This window comes from Streptomyces davaonensis JCM 4913, from assembly GCF_000349325.1.
In the GTDB taxonomy this organism is placed as follows: Bacteria; Actinomycetota; Actinomycetes; order Streptomycetales; family Streptomycetaceae; genus Streptomyces; species Streptomyces davaonensis.
Genome location: NC_020504.1, coordinates 2206016 through 2223255, shown reverse-complemented (window position 1 = coordinate 2223255; position 17240 = coordinate 2206016). Strand labels below are relative to the sequence as shown.

The following is a 17240-nucleotide window of genomic DNA, read 5'->3' as shown; positions in this document are numbered from 1 at the left end:
TCCGATCGGCGGAGGTTCGGTTCGGGTCAGTCCGGTGGACGTGTCAGTAGTAGTCCCGCATCAGCTCGTCCACCCACTCCGGCTGTACGACGGCCTCGCGCGGCCCGAACTGCGTGAGATACGGCTTGAGATCGAGCACGGGCGTGCCGTCCACGGCGTCCAGGCCGCGCACATGCACATCGAGCCCGTCCACCTTCAGCAGCCTGCACCGCGAGACCCCGATGCGGTTGGGGCGGTTCTTCGCACGCTGGGCGAAGATCCCGGTCCGCGGCCAGTCGGGGTTGCCCCGCGGATGCCGGGCGCCGGTGTGGATCTTCTCCGGGGCCACCCGGTGGAAATGGAAGACGACCTCCAGATGGGAGAAGGTGTCCAGGCCGAGCAGCGCCTCCGGGGCGAACCGCCCGCCGTCCAGCCGGATCACCGAGGTCACGTCGCCCCAGTAGTCGTCGGACAGATCGCTGCGGTCGCTGTGGACGCGCCCGATCGGCACCAGGTCGGTGACGGCGTTCGGCCGGGGCTCCTCCAGGTGCGCGAACCACACCTCGTCGCGGACCAGCAACTCACCCGTGACGGCCCGCTGGACGGTCAGGAAGATCTCGTCGGCCGGGACGTTCAGCAGCTCCGAGAGCCTGCTCTGGAGCAGCCGGAGCAGCGCGCCCACCTGGTCCTTGCTGTAGCTCTCCTTGCACACCACGAACCCGACCGGGGCCGGGGGAGCGTCCGCGGCGCGCCACTCGGGCCGGTGGTAGGTGCCGGGTTCGAGGCGCTGCCACCACACCCAGCAGTGGCCCGCGGGCAGCCCGAGCAACTCGGTGATGTCGGCGGCGAGTTGTTCCAGGGCGGTGGGGCCGGGACTCGCGTCCGGGGAGAACAGCCTGATGACGGGCATGTCAGCGCACCCCGCTCAGCGGCTTGACCCCGATCAGCATGCAGGTGCGCACGGGGATGAAGAACTCCTCGCCCTCCTGCCGGATGCCGAGCGCCTCCCGGTGCGCCTCGGGGGCCTCGGCGAGCCGCCGCCGGATCGCGGCCTCCGCCTCGGCGCCGGAGGAGGCGATCTCGCACCAGCGCTTGACGGGCACGCCGGTACGGCTCTCCGCCTGACCGCCGCGGGCGACCGGGACGTTGAGCCCGGCGCCCTGGAAGAACTCGACCCACTCGTCGAGGGTGTAGCTGCGCACATGGGTGGGGTCGTGCAGGATCTCCAGCTCATGGTTGAGCGCGTCGATCACCGGGTCGGTGTGGCCCTCCAGATCGATCACCGCCAGCCGCCCGCCGGGCCGCAGCAGCCGGGTCATCTCACCGACCGCCTTCGGCATGTCCTGGAAGTGGTGCGGGGCGAGCCGCGACACCACGAGGTCGAACGAGGCGTCCGGGAAAGGCAGTTCCTCGGCGACGGCCTGCGCGGTCTCCACCGTCACCTGCCGCTCGGCGGCCAGGCCACGGAACGACTCCAGCATCGAGGGCGCCGGGTCGACGCCCACCAGCCGGGCCGGGTACTCCTCGGCGAAGGACAGCGCCAGATGGCCCGCGCCACAGGCCACGTCGCAGATCGCGCTGCCCGTCTGCGGCCCGAGCGTCTCGTGCAGGGCGGCCATCGTCGGGCTCGACCTGTGCACCTCGCTGGTGGCGAAGTTGTTGGCGATCTTGTCGAACCGGCGGCTGGAGAGAGTCTCACTCGCGGGCATGTCGTTCCCTTTCCTTTGGTGCTGTGAGCTGACGCGACGTCATGAGGCGATGCCCACCAGGGAGGTGAGCTCCGGCAGTGGGTCACGGGCGGGGCCCGGACCGCAGGGATGCAGGGTGTGCCCGAGCCCTTCGAGCATGTGGACCCGGACCTCGGGCGTGGGCGAGCCGATGACGTGGCGCGCGGACCAGTCGGCGTACATGCCCGGGTCGAAGACGATGGGCTGCGGCTTCGCGCCCGAGTTCGAGGTGTCCTCGATCAGATAGCCGATCAGGTCGCGGCTGCCGTAGACCAGTTCGACGGCGGGGACGCGCGAGGCGAGGAAGACGTCCTCCTCCATGACGGTGCCCACCAGGACCACCCGGTCGGTGCGCGGGGGAGTGCCGGACTCCAGCAGCTCCAGCAGGGCCAGGCCGCCCAGCGAGAAGCCGACCAGGGTCAGCGGTCCGGTCATCAGATGCCGGTGGCCGCGCAGGAGATGGTCCAGCCGCTCCACCCGGGCCTGGAACTCCTTGTCGGTGAAGGGGACCAGCGGATCACGCACGGGCATGTCGCACTGGAGCACCTGCCATCCCGCGCCGACCAGACGCTGCGTCAGCCGGTCGAGCAGCAGATCGTCCCGGCCCTCGCCGTCGACGGACGAGACGCTTCCGGGGCCGGCGAGCACAGCGGTCGCGGTGGCCGGGCCCGCGGGGAACGACCGCCTGATGCGGTACGGCTCCCCGGTGGAATCCCTGCGCCACTGGACATGGCGGTGCACGATCACGCCGTCACCTCCGGCACACGGCTTCGGCGAAGGAGCCGATGCGCTGGTGGAAGTAGACACTGATGATCTCCTCGTGCAGGGCCTCGCCGTCCAGCGTGGGCACGACGCTCTCCGCGGCCCCCGGCACCGGCTCGACCAGTCCGCGCTCCAGGAGTTCGTCGAACACCCCGGCGAACGGCTCGTCGTGGAACAGCTCGACGCCGAACCGGCGGCGGAACCGTGCCGCGTCGATGGGCTGGTTGGCCTTGAAGTTGAAGCCGAGCACCAGACCGATCGCCTCCAGGCCCACCAGCCGTCGCCCGAACGCCAGCGGCAGCTCGGGGCCGTTCTGGATCAGCCGGGCGTAGCCGCCGATGTCGGCGATGTTGTGGGTCTGCACGACGGTGTCGTCGTCCCCGGTGAGCCAGCCGTAGGCGCCGGGTCCGTAGGCGATCATCGAGTCGTGGCGCTGCCACTTGTTGCGCGAGACGCGCGGGATGTTGCCCTCGGGGTAGATGCCGGGCCGGTTCCACCAGCCGCAGGGGCTCGGGTGGTAGCCCGCGTCCAGCAGCAGCTCGACGATGGCCTCGCGCATCTCGTACGTCTCGTCGAGACCCGGGAAGGCGTGCTCCTCGCGCAGCCGGTCGCGGACGCTCTCCACGTTCCACAGCGCGCGGTTGCCGATCCCCATCTTCGCCCGGTCCGCGTTGCGCAGCCGGTAGATGGTGATCGTGGGCACCTCCAGATCGGTCAGCCGGCGGATGTCGTCGGCGACCTTGGCGGGGGTCTGGTGCGGCAGCCCGAACATCATGTCGACGTTGAACGGCCGCCCCGTCGCCCGGAGTTTCTCGATCGCCCGCAGCGACATCTCCGCGTCGTGGCCGCGTCCGGCGAAGGCGTTGACCTCGCTCTGGAGCGACTGCACGCCCACGCTGAAGCGGTTGAAGCCGATCGCGCAGGCCTCGGCCAGCTCGTCGTGCTGGAAGTTGTCGGGATTGCCCTCCAAGGAGATCTCGCAGTCGTCGGTCAGCGCGTAGTTGTCCCGCATGTGCGCGACCAGCCGCCCCAACTGCTCGGTGCCCAGCAGGGACGCGGTGCCGCCGCCCAGATAGACCGACTCGATGCGGGCATCGGCGAGCCAGGGCGCGTGCGCCAGCCGGCGGCCGGACTCCTCCAGCAGCAGATCGGTCCACACCCGCGAGGCACGCTCGCCCTCCGCACCGCCGGGGACCTTGCGCTTGACGTAATTGCAGAAGTGACAGATGTACGCGCACAGCGGCACATGGAAGTACAGATGCGCGGGGCGGCCGGCGCCGGGGTGGGCGCGCAGGGCGTCGGCGACCTCCGAAGGGTCGAGCCGGTCACCGTAGTTGGCCGTCACGTTGATGTTGTAGTCGTCCTGGCCGATCCTGAGGGCCGGGTTCTCCTGGAGCAGCCGCGCGAGCCCCGTGCCGGGGCGCACGGCTGTCGTGCCGGCTGAAGCAACCGCCTTGCTCATCGCGACCTCGTCTCCTGTCCGGGGTCGGCCCCCGTTCGTCGGTCACGCCGCGCCTGACGTTCGCGCGGCCCTTCCCGGCCCGTCCCTCACGGGCCGGGAAGGCCGTGCAGCGCCCGCCCCCGATTCCGATCCCTCAGCGGTCCCGGGGGTCCCTCGAGCGCTCTTCCGCGAGCCCGTCCCTCTACGAGCCCGGGGGGTCCTGCTCCGCTCCGGTCCTTCACATGACGGGAGTTGGTCAGACCTCGACCTCGATGATCGTGGCCTCGGTGATGTTGGTGGCCTCCACCAGGAGGGTCTCGCTGGGCGCGGTGGCCGAGGCGGCGCCGACGGCGCTGAGCGTCACGCCCTCCTCGCCCGGCTCGAGGTGGATGCGGATGACCTTCTTCTCTTCGGGCATGTCCGTGTTCCCTTCGATGAGGGGCGGCAGCGGTCGCGCCGCCCGCGGACGGGGCCCGCTCACGTCATCGGGAGCGGGGTCGGTGGGGCCCGGCGCGGGCCGGGCCGTGCGGCCTCGGGCCGCGTCTAGCGCGGGGTGAGAGTCAGGCGTACGTTGCGCTGCCTGCGCTCGCGCCAGTAGCGGCCGGAGCGCAGCATGAACTCCTGGAGGTACTCGGTGGCACCGCACCCCTTCGAGTCACCGGTGAGATTGCGGGCCAGCGGAGGGCACCGGAACTGGCACCAGATGTCCTCCTTGGCCACGGGGCAGCTCCCGCACACGGTGTGGTCGCTGAACCGGATGTCACGGAAGGCGTCGAAGCCGCTCTCCCAGATCTCGGCGAAGGACCGCTCGGCGAGGTTCCCGGCCCGGTGCAGCTGTCCCGACATGCAGTTGCTGCACGGGTAGATGTCGCCGCGGCTGTTGACGTAGACCACCGAGCGGCCGCACTTCTCCTGGCCGACGGCGCGTTCGAGGCGCTGGCAGAACTGGATGGTGTCCACCCCGCGGATCTCGTCCGCGGCGCGCCGGCCCGGCTGGGTGCCGGGGGCGCTCGCGGGTTCGGTGCCGGAGTCGGTGTCGGGGGAGGTCGAGTACCGCTCCATGCACCTGCGATAGACCTCGAAGACCTCGTCGACGTCCTCGGGGCGCAGCAGCATGTCGGGGTGGAGCAGGGCGCGGCCCACGGGGTGGGTCTCCAGCCACTGCGGGCGCGGATAGCCGTGCTCCGCGCACCATTCGAAGATCTCCTCGGCGTCCTGGATGTTGTTGCGGTGGACGGAGATCGCGGTGCGGAACACATGGCCGTGCTTGCGCATCATCTCGAAGGCGTGCTGGAGCTTGGGGAAGTCCATCCGCCCGCGCACGGTGCGCTCGGGGTCGGCCGTGTCGAAGCTGATGAAGAACGACTGGCCGGGCGGGATCGCCGCGAGCTTCTCCTCGGTGATGAGCAGCCCGTTGGTGAAGATCTGGGTGGAGAACGGCTTGCTGCGGGCATGCCGGATGATCTCGACCGCGTCCCGGTGCGAGAAGATCTCGCCCCCGGTGAGGAAGACCTGGAGCACGCCCATCTCGGCGAACTCGTCCAGCAGGGCCTTGATCCGCGGGGTCGACATCTCGTCCGGCCGCTTGAGCGCGGAGTCCGCGTAGCAGTGCTTGCACCGCAGGTTGCACAGGTTCGTGGTCTCCACGAACGCGATGGCCGGGGCGGAGAGATGGAACCGGTCCAGGGTCACCAGCGGATCGCTGAGCGCGTGGGTCATCAACTCCTCGGCGGACACCGGCCGTCCGGCGTTGTGCCGCAGGATCAGCCGGCGCGCCGAGTCGGCGAGGAACTCCACATGGCCGTTGGGCAGTAAGGCGACCAGTCCGCCCTCGTTCACCTGGAATGGGATCTTCCGCACGAGTCCTCGCCTCCCGGAAGGCCAAAGTCAACATTCGTTGAACTCATGACCTGATGAACTCTACGGAGAATGAATAAGCTTTGGCAAGAGGTATCCGGGCGGTCGGTTCCCGCGTGCCGGTGGTGCCGGTGGCATGGTCGGTGCGAGGCTGAGCGTATGAACATCCCTTTCCTGGGCGGCTGGCGGAAGCGGCACTCGACAGCCCGCGGCGTAGCCGTGTTCGCGGACGGCGACGACACTCACGAGGGCATCGCCGAGCTGCTCTCCGAGTGTGATCTGCTCCGCTCCCAGGCGGCCCGGGAGGGCATCCGGCTCGACGACTCCGCGGCCTCGCTGGAGGCGCTGGACCAGCTGCTTCCGCGCTGGCGGGACGACGAGGAGGTGCTGCCCTGGCTCGGCAACGACGCCGGTCTGTACCTCGGCACGGTCATCGTGCGCACGGTCCCCGGCGCCCAGTGGGAGATCTGGCCGAACGGCCAGCCCGTCGTACGGCTCTCCTCGGGCCGTGAGTTCGATGTGGTCGCGTCGGGGCACGAGTGGGCCTCCAGCGGCGTGCCCGAGCTCTCGCAGCTGTACGCCGAGGTCGCGGAGGCGTGAAACCCTGGCCTGAGCTGCGGGTTAAATACGGCTAATGCCCGATAAGTGCGTGTCGCACCTTAACTCCCCTCTTATCTGGGTAGGTTGCGGCAACCAGACACAGCTGAGAGTGGGTAGGGCTGGGCATGGTCGTCGATCCGTTGATCGAGCTGCGTGACGTCAACAAGTACTACGGTGAACTGCATGTCCTCCAGGACATCAACCTCATCGTCGGCAAGGGGGAGGTGGTCGTCGTCATCGGCCCGTCGGGGTCGGGCAAGTCGACCCTGTGCCGGGCGATCAACCGGCTGGAGACCATTCGCTCCGGCACGATCCTGCTCGACGGGAAGCCGCTGCCCGAGGAGGGCAAGGCCCTCGCCCGGCTGCGCGCCGATGTCGGCATGGTCTTCCAGTCCTTCAATCTCTTCGCCCACAAGACGGTTCTCCAGAACATCTCACTGGGTCAGGTCAAGGTCCGGGGGCGCAAGAAGGAACAGGCCGACCAGCGCTCGCGGGAACTCCTCGACCGCGTCGGACTCGCCGACCAGGTCGACAAGTTCCCCGCCCAGCTCTCCGGCGGTCAGCAGCAGCGCGTGGCCATCGCCCGCGCCCTCGCCATGGAGCCCAAGGCGCTGCTCTTCGACGAGCCGACCTCGGCGCTGGACCCCGAGATGATCAACGAAGTCCTCGAAGTCATGCGGCAATTGGCCCATGAGGGCATGACCATGGTCGTCGTCACCCACGAGATGGGCTTCGCCCGGTCGGCCGCCAACCGCGTCGTCTTCATGTCCGACGGCCGGATCGTCGAGGACCGTGCCCCCGAGGACTTCTTCACCGCCCCGGAGAGCGAGCGCGCCCGGGACTTCCTGTCCAAGATCCTCAAGCACTGAGCGGGGAGCTCCACCCAATGCCGTGTACCACACGTGTGCCCTCGACGGCACCGGACGCCGGATGCTCAAGCCCCGCCCCCCGCCCGGGAAGTACCTCCCGACGACCCTCGACTAGGATGAGCGGTTCGTCCCCCTAGGACCGGCCCTGACGTAGGTCGCGAGGGGGACGCTGCCGGCAGGTGGGGGTTCCCCACGGCCCCTGGACCGCGGGGTTGGCAGTCATGGAGCCATACCCGCCCGGCGGCAGCCGGAGATCACTGCTCGCGCAACGGGACCGACACGAAGGACGGGTCGTTCGCCGGCGAGGAGAAGGTCAGCTGCGCGCCGGTCGGGTTGTGCTCGGCATAGAGCGGGTCGACCGTGTCGACGACCAGGGCGAGGCGATGCCCTGCCGGGACGTCGTAGGCCGTGGAGAACAGCTCCAGGTCCACGCCGAACGGCTCTCCGGGCGTACGCCCGTGGAAGGTGTACGGCGCGTTGCTGACCAGCTTGCCGAGGCCGAGCGGCCCCACGTCGTAGAGGTAGGCGACGAGGGTGCCGCTCTCCTCGGTCGGGGTGAGGGTGGTGTGCAGCCGGGCGGTGCCGCGCACCTGTTGGGCGGATCCGTACTTCTCGGACTGCCATACGGCCGCCCAACGGCGGGGGAGCAGCGGAATGGACGCCATCGGGGGCACCTTGGCGATCTGGTCCAGGATGCCGCTGAGCACCACAAGACCGCCGTCCGCACCGGAGTTGACGTTCGTACGGATCGTGGTCGAGCCCGCGAGGGCGATCTTGCGGCTGGTCGCGCCGACCGACTTCCAGTCCGGGTAGCCCTCGTAGCCGCCGCTGGAACGGGACTTGAGCCGCACCGGCTGCTCGCCGTCGATGCCGTTGGCCTCGCCCTTCAGATGGTGGTCGAACCAGCGCTCGGTGTCGGTCCAGACGTCGTTGGGCAGACCGAGCAACCCCGTGAGTTCGGCGGTGGCGTGGTCGCCGGGGCGGAACTGAAGGCGCTTGGGGCCGGTGAGCTTGTCGTAGAAGTCCGCGTACTGGTTGGGCGGGAAGATCGAGTCGCCCCAGGCGTTGGCGAGGAACACCGCGGGGGCGTTGTCGTTGAGCTGGTCCAGATAGGTTGTGACTGAACGTTTCTTTCCCCAGGCGATCATCGCGTCCTCCTTGCTCAGGTCGGAGGTCCGCAAGGCGTGGAAGATCTCCCTGACTTCGGCGCTCTGCCTGCCGGTGGCCAGGCTCACGCCGTCCAGCAGTGCGGCGGCCTGGGTGTGCTGCGTGCGGCCGGAGTAGATCGAATCGATGAGGTCGGCCCAGCCGCTGAGCGCCGCGACCGCCCTGACCCGCTCGTCCTGCGCGGCCGTGAGCAGGCTGATGCCCGCCGCGTACGACATCCCGCCCATGCCGATCCGCCCCGCGTCCGCCGGGGTGTTGGCGAGCGCCCAGTCGATCACCCGGGAGGCGTCGGCCACGTCGGGCGGACCCGCCACTTCTATCTCGCCGCCGGACTGCCAGAAGCCGCGGACGTTGTAACTGACCACGACGTAACCGGAGTTCGCGAGCTTCTGGGCCTGGGCGAGGTACTGGACCTGCGGTGTGCCCCAGCTCGTCGGGAACACCAGCAGCGGGTAGCGGCGGCTGCCGTCGGCGTCGGCCGGGGTGACGACGTTCGCCTTGAGTGTCGTACCGCCGTCGCCGGTGATGTCGACGAAGCGGATGCCGCCGGTAGATGCCGACGCGACGGGGCCGATCCCGGCGATGAGGGTCGCCGAGACGAGGCCCACGGCGGTCGTGCGCAGAGCCCTGCGATGTCCCACGGGTCACTCCTCACTCGTGTCAGTGCAAAGTGACCCGACGGTAACCAAGACCTCTTACCGTAAGTAACCCGTGGGTAAGTTACGTGGGAGTAACGATTGTTGGAGTGTCGGCGACCTCAGGAGGCGCGGTGGGAGTTCCGGGGAGTCGCCGCGGCCGGCAGGGGTGCCTGCGCGGTCCGGGTGACATCGCCGACGAGTTCGACCACATCCGGTCCGTAGGCCTGGGAGTTGGTCACCTTCAGCAGCAGGACGAAGGAGTTGTCCTTGTACTTGCGGGCCAGCCGCTCGTGGTTGCGGGCCAGATAGCGGGTCGCGGCCTGGTTGGTGATGGCGCGCTGGCCGCAGAAGAGGAAGACCGGACGGCTCTGCTTCGGGTCGCCCGCGGTGAGCCGGGCCAGCAGCACGTACTCGGCCACGCCCGCCTCCAGGCGGTAGCGCTCGGTGCCGATCTGGAAGGCGCCCCGGTCCGGGCCGGGTTCGGGGTCGACGTTGACACGTATTCCGGGCAGCATCGCGGACATATGGGCCGCCATGCGCCGGTTGGAGCCCGGGCCGCCCACACAGAACTCGGTGCGCTCGCCGAAACCCTGATGGACCGCGTCCTGCGTGACCACCTGGGTGTGCGCGCCGCAGTCCTTGATCAGCGCGGACAGCTCCAGCAGCGCGAACACGTCGAAGCGGTGCACCGCGGGTTCGGAGGTGGCCGGGTCGCGGTTGACGACGAGGAGTGACTCGGAGTTCTCCGGCAGCCCGAAGAACGCCTGCTTGCGGGCCAGCTTTCGCTTCCACACATAGGTCCGGGCCAGCCAGCCGAGCGCGGCACTGATGCCCGCGGCCACCACGCCGAGGACGATGTTGCGTACGTCGTCATTCATGGGCGCGCATGGTAGCGGGTGCTCCTGACGAGGGCATGTCGAGGGAATAAGCTGCGCAAACTGGCCCCTTGACTGGAGGTGCGGATGAGTTCGACCGTCGCACGCAAGTTGTCGGTCCTCGCGGTCTCGGCCGCCGTCGTGTCGGTGGGGGCCGCGGCGCCGCCCGGCGGCTCCGGTACGGCCGTCGAGAAGGTCCCCGTCGCCGTCGGCTACGGCGGTGCCGTCGCCAGTGTCGACGCGGACGCCTCCGCCGCCGGCATCGAGGTGCTGAGGAAGGGCGGCAACGCCGTCGACGCGGCCGTCGCCACCGCCGCCGCGCTGGGCGTCACCGAGCCGTACTCCGCGGGCATCGGAGGCGGCGGATACTTCGTCTATTACGACGCGCGCTCCCGCACGGTACGCACCATCGACGGCCGAGAGACCGCCCCGCTGAGCGCGGACTCGGGACTGTTCCTGGAGAACGGCACCGCGATCCCCTTCGCCGAGGCCGTCAGCAGCGGACTGAGCGTCGGTACGCCCGGCACGCCCGCCACCTGGCAGCGGGCGCTGGACAAGTGGGGGAGCCGGAGCCTCGGCACGCTGCTGAAGCCCGCCGAGCGGCTCGCCCGGGACGGCTTCACCGTCGACGCGACCTTCCGCGCCCAGACCGCCGCCAACGAGACGCGGTTCCGCCACTTCCCCGACACCGCCGAGTTGTTCCTGCCGGGCGGCGAGCTTCCGGCCGTCGGCGCCACGTTCAAGAACCCCGACCTCGCCCGCACCTACGCCGAGCTGGCGAGGAAGGGCGTCCGCGCGCTCTACCGCGGCGACCTCGCCGAGGACATCGTCGACACCGTCAACCACCCGCCCGTGGACCCGGCCTCCGGCTGGAAGGCCCGCCCCGGCGATCTCACCGCCGAGGACCTGGCCGCCTACCGCACCAAGCTCCAGGCGCCCACCAGGAGCTCGTACCGCGGTCTCGGCGTCTACTCCATGGCGCCCTCCTCCTCCGGCGGCACGACCGTCGGCGAGGCCCTCAACATCCTGGAGAACACCGACCTGTCGAAGGCGAGCGAGGTCCAGTACCTCCACCGCTACATCGAGGCGAGCCGGATCGCGTTCGCGGACCGCGGGCGATGGGTCGGCGACCCCGCCTTCGAGGACGTACCGACGAAGGAACTGCTCTCGCAGAAGTACGCCGACTCCCGTGAGTGCCTGATCAAGGACGACGCGGTGCTGACCAGCCCGCTCGCCCCGGGCGACCCGCGCGACCCGGCGGACTGCGACGCCCGGGGCACGGCGGCCCCGACGACGTACGAGGGCGACAGCACCACCCATCTCACGGTGGCCGACAAGTGGGGCAACGTCGTCTCCTACACGCTCACCATCGAGCAGACCGGCGGCAGCGGTATCACGGTCCCGGGCCGTGGCTTCATCCTCAACAACGAACTGACGGACTTCTCCTTCGCCCCGGCGAGCCCCGACGTCCACGACCCGAACCTGCCGGGGCCGGGCAAGCGCCCGCGCTCGTCGATGTCCCCGACCATCGTCCTCGACGAGCACAACAGGCCCGTGGTGGCGCTCGGTTCACCCGGGGGCGCGACGATCATCACCACCGTGCTTCAGACCCTCACCGGCCATCTGGACCGCGGCCTGCCGCTCGTCGACGCCATCGCCGCGCCGCGCGCGAGCCAGCGCAACCAGACCACCACCGAGCTCGAACCGGGCCTGTGGGACAGCGCGTTGAAGGGACAGCTGGAGGCCATCGGGCACGGCTTCCGGCTCAATCCCGAGATCGGCGCGGCCACCGGCGTGCAACGCCTGCCGAACGGCAAGTGGCTCGCCGCCGCCGAGAAGGTACGCCGCGGCGGCGGCTCCGCGATGGTGGTGCGGCCGGTGTCGTAGTCACAACTAGGTCCTGTCTGGAGTTCCCCGTCTGCGCCCCGACGCCCGGCACGCACGCTCGCCGCACGGTGCCGCAGGACAGGTGGCTCCGCCACATGACCTACGGCACCGCACGCCGATCGCACGCACCGACCGCCGCTGCGCCCGCGCTCCGCGCGGACGACGGGGAACTCCAGCCAGGACCTAGGGGGCGGGCGGGGCCTCTTGCGCATCCTTTCCCAGGGTGCGGAACGCCAGCCGCCCGTCCTCGACGTCCACCGTCACCCGGCCGCCCTCGGCGACCCGGTTGTCCAGCAGCAGCCGGGAGAGCTGGTTGTCGACCTCGCGCTGGATGGTGCGGCGCAGCGGCCGGGCGCCGTACTCGGGCTGGTAGCCGCGCTCGGCGAGCCAGTCGACCGCCCCGTCGGTGAACTCCACCGCGACGTCCTGCGCGTGCATCAGCCGGCGCGTCCGGTCCAGCAGTAGGTTGGTGATCCGCCGCAACTGCTCGGGGTCGAGCTGGCGGAACACCACGATCTCGTCGATCCGGTTGAGGAACTCGGGCCGGAAGTGCTCGCGCAGCGGCCTCAGGATCCGCTCGCGCCGCGCCTCCTCGTCCGCCTCCGCACCGCCCGCGCCGAAGCCGATCCCGGCGCCGCGCCGGGTGATCGCCTCGGAGCCGAGGTTGCTGGTCATCACGATCACCGTGTTGGTGAAGTCCACCGTCCGGCCCTGGGCGTCGGTCAGCCGTCCGTCGTCCAGCACCTGGAGCAGGATGTTGAAGACGTCCGGGTGCGCCTTCTCCACCTCGTCGAGCAGCAGCAGCGAGTACGGGTGCCTGCGCACCACCTCGGTGAGCTGCCCCGCCTCCTCGTGGCCGACGTAGCCGGGCGGGGCGCCCACCAGACGGCTCACGGTGTGCCGCTCCTGGTACTCGCTCATGTCGAGGCGGACCATGCGCTCCTCGCTGCCGAACAGCGCCTCCGCCAGCGCCCGGGCCAGCTCGGTCTTGCCGACGCCGGTCGGGCCGAGGAAGAGGAAGCTGCCGATCGGCCGGTCCGGACTGGCGAGCCCGGCACGCGACCGCAGGACCGCCTCGGAGACGACCTGGACGGCCTCGTCCTGGCCGATCACCCGCTCGTGCAGATGCTGCTCCAGGCCCAGCAGCCGGTCCTTCTCCTCCTCGGTGAGACTGGCCACCGGGATCCCGGTCAGCCGGGACACCACCTCCGCGACCGCCTCGACGGTCACCTCCAGATGCTGCCCCTCGTCGGCCGCCCCGTCCCCGGCCGCGTCCGCGATCCGCTGCTTCAACTCCACGATCCGGTCGCGCAGTTGCGTGGCCTGCTCATAGCTCTCGTCCGCGACCGCCTGGTCCTTGTCCCGGGCGAGCTGCTCGACCTCGCGCTCCATGGCCCGTACGTCGGTGCCCTTGGTGCGCGAGCGCAGCCGTACCCGGGCACCGGCCTGGTCGATCAGGTCGATCGCCTTGTCCGGCAGCCGGCGGTCGGTGAGATAGCGGTCGGACAGCTCCACGGCGGCGACCAGCGCCTCGTCGCTGTAGCGGACCTGGTGGTGCGCCTCGTAGCGGTCCCTGAGGCCGCGCAGGATCTCGATCGCGTCCGCGGTGGTCGGCTCGGGCACCAGGATCGGCTGGAAGCGGCGGGAGAGCGCGGCGTCCTTCTCGATCCGCCGGTACTCCTCCAGCGTGGTGGCCCCCACGATGTGCAGTTCGCCGCGGGCGAGGGCGGGCTTGAGGATGTTCCCGGCATCCATCGAACCGCCCTCGCCGCCACCCCCGGCGCCGACCACGGTGTGCAGTTCGTCGATGAAGACGATCAACCGGTCGGAGTGGGCGCGGATCTCGCCCACGATGTTGGTCATGCGCTCCTCGAAGTCGCCCCGGTAGCGGGTGCCCGCGACGACCCCCGTCAGATCCAGCGCGAGCACCCGCCGCCCGCTGAGCACGTCCGGGACGTCCCCGTCGGCGATCCGCTGGGCCAGGCCCTCCACGACGGCGGTCTTGCCGACGCCCGCGTCGCCGATCAGCACGGGGTTGTTCTTGCCGCGCCGGGAGAGCACCTCGATGGTCTGCTCGATCTCCTCCTCCCGGCCGATCACCGGGTCGATCCGGCCCTGCCGGGCGAGTTCGGTCAGATCGCGGCCGTACTTGTCCAAGGTGGGCGTCTCGCCCGCGTGCTGCCGCTCGGGGCGCGGTCGCGGTGCGGTGTCCGGGGCCTCGGGCGGCATCCCCGTCGGCGCGAAGTGCGCCGAGTTGAGGATGTGCCCGGCCGCGGAGTCGGGGTTCGCGGCGAGGGCGCTGAGCACGTGCTCCGGGCCGATGTAACCGGCACCGCGGGCCCTTGCCAGGTCGTGCGCGTCCAGCAGGGCGCGCTTGGCGGCCGGGGTGAGGGACAGCGAGGTCGGCGGCGGGGCCTCGCCCGGCGGGTGCTGCACCGGGCCCGAGCGCTCGTCGATCTCCGTGGCCAGGGAGTCGGGGTCGGCCCCGGCCCGGCTCAGCAGGCTCCTGGTCGGCTCCGCGGAGAGCGCGGCGCGCAGCAGGTGCTGGGTGTCCAGGTCGCGGCTGCCGTGCTCGGCGGCGTACTGGGCGGCTCCGCGGACGAGTTCTCTGGCGGGTTGGCTGAGCAGCTGGCCTATGTTGATCTGGCGGGGGCCGGGGCGCGGGCCGCCGAAGAATCGGGCGAGGAATTCTCCGAAGGGGTCCCCCTCCGGACCTTCCGGGAAGTAGCCGCTGGTCATCGGATTCGTACCTTCCCGATGGGACAAGGTGCGCTTAAGTCACGATGGCACGGATGGGGGCGGTGGGCATGTGCAGGCCCGTCATCGTGCCGTGAGAATCCTCGGTCCGGCCTCCGTGATCGCCACCGTGTGTTCCGCGTGTGCCGCCCTTGAGCCGTCGTTCGTCTTGAGGGTCCAGCCGTCCGGTGCCGCGTGGTAGCCGTCCTTGCCTCCCGCGATCAGCATCGGCTCGATCGCCAGGGCCATGCCGTGGCGGAGCGGCATGCCCCGATGAGGGCGGCCCTCGTTGGGGACGCCAGGGTCCTCGTGCATGTGGCGGCCGATGCCGTGGCCGCCGAAGCCCTCGGGGATGCCGTAGCCGGCCCGGCGGCAGATCGTTCCGATGGCGTGGGCGATGTCGCCGATGCGGTTGCCGACGACGGCCGCCTCGATGCCGGCCGCCAGGGCTCGCTCGGCGGTCTCGATCAGGCGGAGGTCGGCCGGACGCGGGCGGCCCACCGTGAAGCTGATCGCCGAGTCGCCCGCCCAGCCGTCCAGTTGGGCGCCGCAGTCGATGGAGACCAGGTCGCCGTCGCGCAGGCGGTAGGCGGTCGGGATGCCGTGCACGATCGCGTCGTTCACCGAGGCGCAGATGACGGCGGGGAAGGGCGTCGGCGCGAAGTCGGGACGGTAGCCGAGGAAGGGCGAACCCGCACCGGACTCGCGCAGTACCCCGCGCGCCACCTCGTCCAGCTCCAGCAGGGAAACCCCCACGTCAGCGGCTTCTCGTACGGCCGTCAGGGCGTGCGCGACGACCTGTCCGGCGGCGTGCATGGCATCGATCGATGTGTCTGTCTTGAGCTCCACCATGCCAATTACTATACCGGTATTAGAATGGGGTGATGGTGCGTAACCCCCTCACCCCCGAAGAGCGCGAGCGCGGCGAACGGCTCGGGCGCCTGCTCCGCGAGGCCCGCGGCGACCGCAGCATGGCGGAGGTCGCGGCGGCAGCCGGTGTCTCCGCCGAGACCCTGCGGAAGATCGAGACCGGCCGGGCACCGACCCCGGCCTTCTTCACCGTGGCCGCGCTGGCGCGCGTGCTCGGCCTCTCCATGGACGACCTGGCCGGGATGTGCTCGCCGGTCGGGGTGTGAGACGACCGCCGCACGTCACGTTCTGGCAGGGCGGGCGTACTCTGCGTCCCACCTGAAAACTCCCCGTAGCCTCTCCGTAACACGGCTGGTGTTGCCTACGGACCGGAGTACTCCGGTCTGGCGGGAGTGTTGTGCATGGCTGTGGAACAACTCCCGGCTCGGGTGCGGGAGTTCGCGAACTACCTGAACGGCCTGATGGCGCGCCTCGATCAGGGCGGCGGCTGGTGCGGGGTGTTCTGGCAGCGCGATCCGGACGGCATACGGGCCTGTCTCGACGGCCGTGAGGTGCCGCCGTGGGACGTGGTGGAGGCGCTCCTCCAGGACCTCGCGGCGGAATACGGCCCGGAAGCCGCCCGCGCCGAGGCGGAGGGCGTACGGGCCCTGCACTCCTCCGCCCTCGTCGCCTACGACTCCCGCCCCGGCGGCCGGGACGCCCTCGGTGACCGGCTCGACGTCATGCTCCGCGAGCAGCGGTACGCGGCCGAACGGCAGACGGAACTGGGACGGTCGCTGTCCGTCGCCGCCGGCCAGGACGAGGCCGACTCCATCCGGTACGACCTCGCCTGGGCCCGCGACGACCATGTGCGGGCCACCGCGCGCTGCGCCGAACTCCGCTCGCGGATGGCCGAGCTGGACCGACGGCTGATGGAGCCGAAAACGGGGGCCGCGCCCACTGAGCACGCGAGGGTGCCGGTGCAGGCTTCCGCCCCCGAGGACGGCGGCACTCCCAAGCAGCGCAAACGCCGTCGCGGCAGCGCCCGCTTCGCCGGGATGGCCGAGGAGGAGAGCGCCCCCGTCGTCGTCCCGCCCGCCGTCATGCCCGCACTGCCCGAGCAGCCCGCCGCGGGCGGCCGTACTCCCCGAGGCGCTCGGTTCGCCGGGGCCGCCGAAGCCGTAGAGCCTGCGGAGCCGCAGGTCGAGACGGTGAACGGGGGTGATCGGCTGGAGGTCAGGGGGGCCGTCGAGAGGCTCGTGCGGCTGCGGCACGAAGGGCGCAGCGGTGAGGCGCACGCGCTGCTCGCCGAGATCACCTACTCCTCGCCCGCGCGCTATCCGCTGCTCGCCGTGGAGCTTCAGCGGGCCGGGCTCGGCGCGGACTGGGCCACGCTGCTGTGGGAGGCCGCCTCGCTGCCCGCCGACCGGCTGGTGGCCGCCGCGGACGCGCTGGTCGCCTCGGGCCGGGGCGCCGACGCCGAGCAGATCATGCGCCAAGGGGTCGTCCGGCCCGCCGACGAGATCGGGCGGGCCGTGCTGGGGCTCGCCGGGCAGGGGCGCCGCCGCGAGATCGGCGCCCTGCTGGACGCCTACGTCCGGGTCCGCACCCCCGAGGAAGCGGTGCGCAGCGTGGCCGCGGACCCGCCGACCCTCGTACCGTTGCTGCTGGAGGCCGCCCGGGGTGTGTCGGAGGAGCGCGCCTGGGACCTCGTCCACGCGCTGAGGGTCGCCGGATTCGCCGCCTGACCGGGTGGGGCACTCACCCACAGGAGTGCGAAACCGCATCGACTCAGCGGGTTAACGACGATGGTCTTGGCAAGCCCGTCCGGGAGGCTTACGTTCGTGCCTCTA

Annotated in this window: 15 protein-coding genes; 5 read left to right on the top strand and 10 right to left on the bottom strand. The window is 70.7% G+C overall.

Features of this window, described 5'->3' with window-relative positions:
- Positions 1-43 precede the first annotated feature (43 nt).
- The 6 genes from BN159_RS47000 to BN159_RS09750 all read right to left on the bottom strand — a co-directional run bounded on the left by BN159_RS47000 (position 44) and on the right by BN159_RS09750 (position 5769).
- Positions 44-490 (bottom strand): SAM-dependent methyltransferase, encoded by a 447-nt coding sequence (locus tag BN159_RS47000; protein ID WP_051113637.1) that lies wholly within the window; start codon positions 488-490, stop codon positions 44-46.
- A 400-nt stretch (positions 491-890) separates the two neighbouring features.
- Complete coding sequence (locus BN159_RS09765; RefSeq protein ID WP_015656784.1) at positions 891-1688, bottom strand: class I SAM-dependent methyltransferase; 798 nt, start codon at positions 1686-1688, stop codon at positions 891-893.
- A 39-nt stretch (positions 1689-1727) separates the two neighbouring features.
- Positions 1728-2453 carry a hypothetical protein gene (locus tag BN159_RS09760; protein ID WP_015656783.1) on the bottom strand — a complete coding sequence of 242 codons (726 nt, stop codon included), beginning with the start codon at positions 2451-2453 and terminating at the stop codon, positions 1728-1730.
- A 4-nt stretch (positions 2454-2457) separates the two neighbouring features.
- A complete protein-coding gene (locus BN159_RS09755) occupies positions 2458-3930 on the bottom strand; it encodes a coproporphyrinogen-III oxidase family protein (protein WP_015656782.1) in 1473 nt (490 codons plus the stop codon).
- A 235-nt stretch (positions 3931-4165) separates the two neighbouring features.
- On the bottom strand, positions 4166-4327 hold the full coding sequence (locus BN159_RS45680; protein ID WP_015656781.1) for a hypothetical protein: 162 nt from the start codon (positions 4325-4327) through the stop codon (positions 4166-4168).
- A 125-nt stretch (positions 4328-4452) separates the two neighbouring features.
- The gene (locus tag BN159_RS09750; RefSeq protein WP_015656780.1) at positions 4453-5769 is read right to left on the bottom strand and encodes a radical SAM/SPASM domain-containing protein; all 1317 of its coding nucleotides are present in this window, start codon (positions 5767-5769) and stop codon (positions 4453-4455) included.
- A 156-nt stretch (positions 5770-5925) separates the two neighbouring features.
- Here BN159_RS09750 and BN159_RS09745 point away from each other — a divergent pair, with 156 nt between their 5' ends.
- On the top strand, positions 5926-6366 hold the full coding sequence (locus tag BN159_RS09745; RefSeq protein ID WP_015656779.1) for a DUF6278 family protein: 441 nt from the start codon (positions 5926-5928) through the stop codon (positions 6364-6366).
- Positions 6367-6491: 125 nt separating this feature from the next.
- Positions 6492-7235, top strand: a complete 744-nt coding sequence (locus BN159_RS09740) for an amino acid ABC transporter ATP-binding protein (protein WP_015656778.1) — start codon at positions 6492-6494, stop codon at positions 7233-7235.
- A gap of 254 nt (positions 7236-7489) precedes the next feature.
- Here the strand turns inward: BN159_RS09740 and BN159_RS09735 are convergent, their stop codons facing one another.
- Positions 7490-9043, bottom strand: coding sequence for a CocE/NonD family hydrolase (locus BN159_RS09735; protein WP_015656777.1), 1554 nt, complete (start codon positions 9041-9043; stop codon positions 7490-7492).
- Positions 9044-9159: 116 nt separating this feature from the next.
- Entirely contained in the window at positions 9160-9918 is a 759-nt protein-coding gene (locus tag BN159_RS09730; RefSeq protein WP_015656776.1) for a hypothetical protein, read from the bottom strand.
- A gap of 84 nt (positions 9919-10002) precedes the next feature.
- Here BN159_RS09730 and ggt point away from each other — a divergent pair, with 84 nt between their 5' ends.
- The gene (gene ggt / locus BN159_RS09725; RefSeq protein WP_015656775.1) at positions 10003-11802 is read left to right on the top strand and encodes a gamma-glutamyltransferase; all 1800 of its coding nucleotides are present in this window, start codon (positions 10003-10005) and stop codon (positions 11800-11802) included.
- A 183-nt stretch (positions 11803-11985) separates the two neighbouring features.
- On the opposite strand, the gene BN159_RS09720 is transcribed toward ggt, so the two are convergent.
- Together BN159_RS09720 and map are read right to left on the bottom strand one after the other, a co-directional pair.
- A complete protein-coding gene (locus tag BN159_RS09720) occupies positions 11986-14541 on the bottom strand; it encodes an ATP-dependent Clp protease ATP-binding subunit (RefSeq protein WP_015656774.1) in 2556 nt (851 codons plus the stop codon).
- 81 nt (positions 14542-14622) lie between these two features.
- On the bottom strand, positions 14623-15390 hold the full coding sequence (gene map / locus BN159_RS09715) for a type I methionyl aminopeptidase (RefSeq protein ID WP_015656773.1): 768 nt from the start codon (positions 15388-15390) through the stop codon (positions 14623-14625).
- Between the two features lie 32 nt (positions 15391-15422).
- Between map and BN159_RS09710 the strand changes: the two genes are divergently transcribed.
- Both BN159_RS09710 and BN159_RS09705 read left to right on the top strand, forming a co-directional pair.
- Positions 15423-15674 carry a helix-turn-helix domain-containing protein gene (locus tag BN159_RS09710; RefSeq protein ID WP_015656772.1) on the top strand — a complete coding sequence of 84 codons (252 nt, stop codon included), beginning with the start codon at positions 15423-15425 and terminating at the stop codon, positions 15672-15674.
- A 135-nt stretch (positions 15675-15809) separates the two neighbouring features.
- Positions 15810-17135, top strand: a complete 1326-nt coding sequence (locus BN159_RS09705; protein ID WP_015656771.1) for a hypothetical protein — start codon at positions 15810-15812, stop codon at positions 17133-17135.
- The last annotated feature ends 105 nt before the right edge of the window (positions 17136-17240 follow it).

Bases quoted from the DNA above. Each gene is read 5' to 3' on its own strand.
- BN159_RS09730 (WP_015656776.1), bottom strand. From the start codon at position 9,918: ATGAATGACGACGTACGCAACATCGTCCTCGGCGTGGTGGCCGCGGGC.
- BN159_RS09710 (WP_015656772.1), top strand. From the start codon at position 15,423: ATGGTGCGTAACCCCCTCACCCCCGAAGAGCGCGAGCGCGGCGAACGG.
- BN159_RS09740 (WP_015656778.1), top strand. From the start codon at position 6,492: ATGGTCGTCGATCCGTTGATCGAGCTGCGTGACGTCAACAAGTACTAC.
- ggt (WP_015656775.1), top strand. From the start codon at position 10,003: ATGAGTTCGACCGTCGCACGCAAGTTGTCGGTCCTCGCGGTCTCGGCC.
- BN159_RS09745 (WP_015656779.1), top strand. From the start codon at position 5,926: ATGAACATCCCTTTCCTGGGCGGCTGGCGGAAGCGGCACTCGACAGCC.
- BN159_RS09720 (WP_015656774.1), bottom strand. From the start codon at position 14,541: ATGACCAGCGGCTACTTCCCGGAAGGTCCGGAGGGGGACCCCTTCGGA.
- BN159_RS09705 (WP_015656771.1), top strand. From the start codon at position 15,810: ATGGCTGTGGAACAACTCCCGGCTCGGGTGCGGGAGTTCGCGAACTAC.
- map (WP_015656773.1), bottom strand. From the start codon at position 15,390: ATGGTGGAGCTCAAGACAGACACATCGATCGATGCCATGCACGCCGCC.
- BN159_RS09755 (WP_015656782.1), bottom strand. From the start codon at position 3,930: ATGAGCAAGGCGGTTGCTTCAGCCGGCACGACAGCCGTGCGCCCCGGC.
- BN159_RS45680 (WP_015656781.1), bottom strand. From the start codon at position 4,327: ATGCCCGAAGAGAAGAAGGTCATCCGCATCCACCTCGAGCCGGGCGAG.
- BN159_RS09765 (WP_015656784.1), bottom strand. From the start codon at position 1,688: ATGCCCGCGAGTGAGACTCTCTCCAGCCGCCGGTTCGACAAGATCGCC.